Raw genomic sequence first — 3,472 nt, forward strand, 5'->3', positions numbered from 1 at the left:
GACCGCGACGACGACGGCGTCGGCCGCGGCGCGCAGCGTGCGCTCGGCCTCCTCCACCGCGACCTGCTCGGGCAGGGTGCGACGCCGAGCTCTCCCGCGCCGAGACGGTCACGGTGGCCCCGGGCAGCGCGCGGCGCAGGACCGCGGCGGCCTGGGCGCACCAGGGGTGCTCCGAGGCCCAGTGGGCGACGTCGACGAGCGCCGGCGCACCCGGGCGCTGCAGGTGCTCGTCGGCGGGGTGGTGGCGCAGGTCGGCGGTCACGTAGGCGTCGACCCCGGCCTCACGGGCCAGGCCGAGCATCGAGTCGCCCGCCCCGCCGGAGAGGGCGACCCGGTGGATGGTGCGGTCCGGGTCGCCGGCGCCGCGCACCCCCCACGCCGTCGGGGGCAGGGCGTCCGCGACGCGGTCGACGAAGGCCGCGAAGGGTTCCGGGGTCGGGAGGTGGCCGACGCGGCCGATCCCGACACCACCGTCGCCCTCCGGAGCGAGCGGGCGCTCGACGACGACGCCGAGCGCGTCCGCCAGGGCGTCGGACACCCCGGGCGAGGCGGCGTCGGCGTTGGTGTGGGCCGCGAACAGCGCGCACCCGGCCCGGATCAGCCGGTGCACCACCGAGCCCTTGGGCTCGTCGGCCGGCACCCCGTGCACCCCGCGCAGCAGCAGCGGGTGGTGGGTGACGAGCAGGTCCGCCCCGGCGGCGAGGGCCTCGTCCACCACGGCCGGGGCCGGGTCGACCGCGACGACGACGTGGCGCGCGGGCTCCTCGGGGTCCCCGCAGACCAGGCCCACGGCGTCCCAGTCCTGCGCCAGGTCGGGCGGGTAGGCGGCCTCGAGCGCGGCGATCGCGGCGGCGACGGATGCGTCCATGGTGGAAGCCATTGTGGTCCACCCCCGCCCCGGGGCGGACGGGCGGCCGGGGCGGTCGAGGACGATGGGCGGGTGTCGGACCTCGTGCGCGTCGTGACCGTCTGTTCCGGGAACATCTGCCGCTCCCCCATGGCCGAGAAGGTCCTCCGCGCGGCGCTGGCCGACGCCGGCCTGGCCGACCGCGTGGCGGTCACCAGCGTGGGCGTGGGGCCGTGGCACGTCGGTGAGCCGATGGACGGTCGCGCCGCGGAGACCCTCGCCGCCCGCGGGCTGGACACCGAGCACGTCGCGCGGCAGATCGACGCCGAGGCCCTCGACGCCGACCTGCTCCTGGCCGCGACCGTCGACCACGTCCGCGACCTGCGCCGCGCCGGCGTTCCCGCCGACCGCATCCGCCTGCTGCGCGCCTTCGACCCCGACGCGCCCGAGGCCGCCGAGATCCCCGACCCCTACTACGGCGGGCCCGACGGCTTCGAGGAGGTGCTGGCCATGATCGAGGCGGCCGCGCCCGGCGTCGTCGACTGGGTGCGGGAGCAGGGGTGAGCGGCGCCGCCGAGGCCGTCACGCGCCTGGCCGGGGCCACGGTCGTCGGGACCCGCTCGCTCGGCTCGGTGACCCGCTGCGTGCTCGACGACGGCCGGGAGGTGGTCGCCAAGACCGCCGCGCCCACCGCCGTCGCCGCCGAGGCCTCGGGCCTGCGCTGGCTGGCCGTCCCGGACGGCCCCGGGGTGCCCGAGGTGCTGGGCGTCGACGACTCGTGGCTGGTCAGCGCGGCGGTCGGCGAGGGCCGCGCCTTGCGGGAGACGGCCGAGGCGTTCGGACGCGGGCTCGCGGTCCTGCACGCGGCGGGCGCGCCGGCGTTCGGCGCTCCCCCGCCCGACGGCCCGGCGGACGCCTGGATCGGCGACGCCCCGATGCGCAACGATCCCGCGCCCGAGGGCACCCGCTGGATCGACTGGTACGTCGGGGCTCGCGTCCTGCCCTACGTCCGGCTCGCGGTCGACCGCGGCGGGATGTCGTCGTCACAGGCCGCGCAGGTGGAGGACGGGTGCGCACGGCTGACCGGGCCCGGCGCCGACGTCGGGCCGGACGAGCCGCCCGCGCGCCTGCACGGGGACCTGTGGAGCGGGAACGTGCTGTGGGGCGACGGCCGCGGCTGGGTGATCGACCCCGCCGCGCACGGCGGGCACCGCGAGACCGACCTCGCGATGCTCGCGCTGTTCGGCTGCCCGGAGCTCGACTCCGTGCTGGCGGCCTACGACGAGGCCGCGCCGCTCGCCGAGGGCTGGCGGCGCCGGGTGGGTCTGCACCAGCTCTTCCCGCTGCTCGTGCACGCGGCCCTGTTCGGCGGGGGCTATGCCCGGAGTGCCTGTGAACGGATGTCGTCGCTCTAGCGACGAACATCGTCCACATGGCCGGAGGCCATACTGGAGGCGTGCGGTTCCTGCTCCGACCCGGGTGGATCGCCCTGACGCTGGCGGTGCTCGCCTTCGCGTTCGGGTGCTACTACGCGCTGGCCCCGTGGCAGTTCCACCGCAGCGCGGAGCGCGACGGCAACAACGCCGCCCTCGTCCGGGCCGTGTCCACCCCGCCGGTGCCCCGCGGCACGCTCGTGGCCCCCGGCACCGAGCCCGGGCCGGCCGCCGCGTGGCGCCAGGTCGTGGTCACCGGGACCTACGAGCCCTCCGGCGAGGTCCTCGCCCGCCTGCGCTCCGTGGACAGCAGCGCCGCGAGCGAGATCCTCACCCCGCTGCGCACCACCGAGGGCGAGACCCTGCTCGTCGACCGTGGCTACGTCCGGCCGCTCAACGGCGAGACGCTCCCGCCGATCGCTCCGGCTCCCAGCGGGCCGGTGACCGTGGTCGGGTACCAGCTCCCCGACGAGTCGGCGACCGACCGCGCCCCCATCACCGAGGGTGGGTACCGCCAGGTCTACGCGGTGAATGCCGCTGCGATCGGCCGGCTGGTCGGCCTCCCCCTCGCGCCGGGCTACGTCCAGCTCCTCCCGGGCCAGCCCGGCGTCGTCACGGCCGTCCCGCTGCCCCCGCCGGACCCCAACTCGTCCTACTCCTATGCCTGGCAGTGGCTGATCTTCGGCGTCATGGCCCTCGGCGGGTGGGTGTACTTCGTGCGCCTGGAGTACCTCACGCGCCGCGCCGAGGCCGAGGGGTCCGACGAGGAGCCGGGGCCGGGGCCTGACGACGCTCCGCCCGCGCCGTCGCCGGACCGCGCCGGACGTGACGCCCCGGCCGAGCCGCCGCCGGCGCCCCGGAGCCGCTCGCGGGCCGACGTCCTCGCCGACCGCTACGGCCGCTGAGCACCGTCCCCGCTCCGCCACGCCCGCCGCACCGGCCGCCCGTGATCAACAGCACGTCAGGCAGGCCCGAGCGCCCCAGAAGCTGCCTCCAGTGCCCCTGATCAGCGCGGTGCGCGGCGTCGAGCCCCCTGTCGATGATCATCAGCACCTGAAGCAGGTCGAGTAGCGGGCGGATTCAAGGGTCTGTCGCAACACCCTGTCTGGGAGCGGGTGTGTGATGGCGGGTGCGGTGTCGCGGTCGCGGGTGCGGGAGTTCTGGCGGGCGCGGTTGCGGGGTCTGGATCATG

4 protein-coding genes are annotated in these 3,472 nt (G+C 77.0%); 3 read left to right on the forward strand and 1 reads right to left on the reverse strand.

Annotated elements, in window-relative coordinates; translation table 11 throughout:
* Nucleotides 1–868 (reverse strand): Nif3-like dinuclear metal center hexameric protein (locus tag AC0CYZ_RS26555; protein WP_472220948.1); only part of this gene is annotated, 868 nt, incomplete at its 3' end.
* Nucleotides 869–940: 72 nt separating this feature from the next.
* Here AC0CYZ_RS26555 and AC0CYZ_RS26560 point away from each other — a divergent pair.
* From AC0CYZ_RS26560 to AC0CYZ_RS26570, 3 genes are read left to right on the forward strand one after another with little or no spacing between them, the layout of a single operon-like run.
* Complete coding sequence (locus tag AC0CYZ_RS26560; protein ID WP_472220950.1) at nucleotides 941–1,411, forward strand: low molecular weight protein-tyrosine-phosphatase; 471 nt, start codon at nucleotides 941–943, stop codon at nucleotides 1,409–1,411.
* Entirely contained in the window at nucleotides 1,408–2,262 is an 855-nt protein-coding gene (locus tag AC0CYZ_RS26565; protein ID WP_472220952.1) for a fructosamine kinase family protein, read from the forward strand. Before AC0CYZ_RS26560 ends, AC0CYZ_RS26565 begins: the two co-directional genes overlap by 4 nt.
* 41 nt (nucleotides 2,263–2,303) lie before the next feature.
* Nucleotides 2,304–3,185 carry an SURF1 family cytochrome oxidase biogenesis protein gene (locus tag AC0CYZ_RS26570; RefSeq protein ID WP_472220954.1) on the forward strand — a complete coding sequence of 294 codons (882 nt, stop codon included), beginning with the start codon at nucleotides 2,304–2,306 and terminating at the stop codon, nucleotides 3,183–3,185.
* Nucleotides 3,186–3,472 lie beyond the last annotated feature (287 nt).

This window comes from Actinomycetospora sp., from assembly GCF_055612215.1.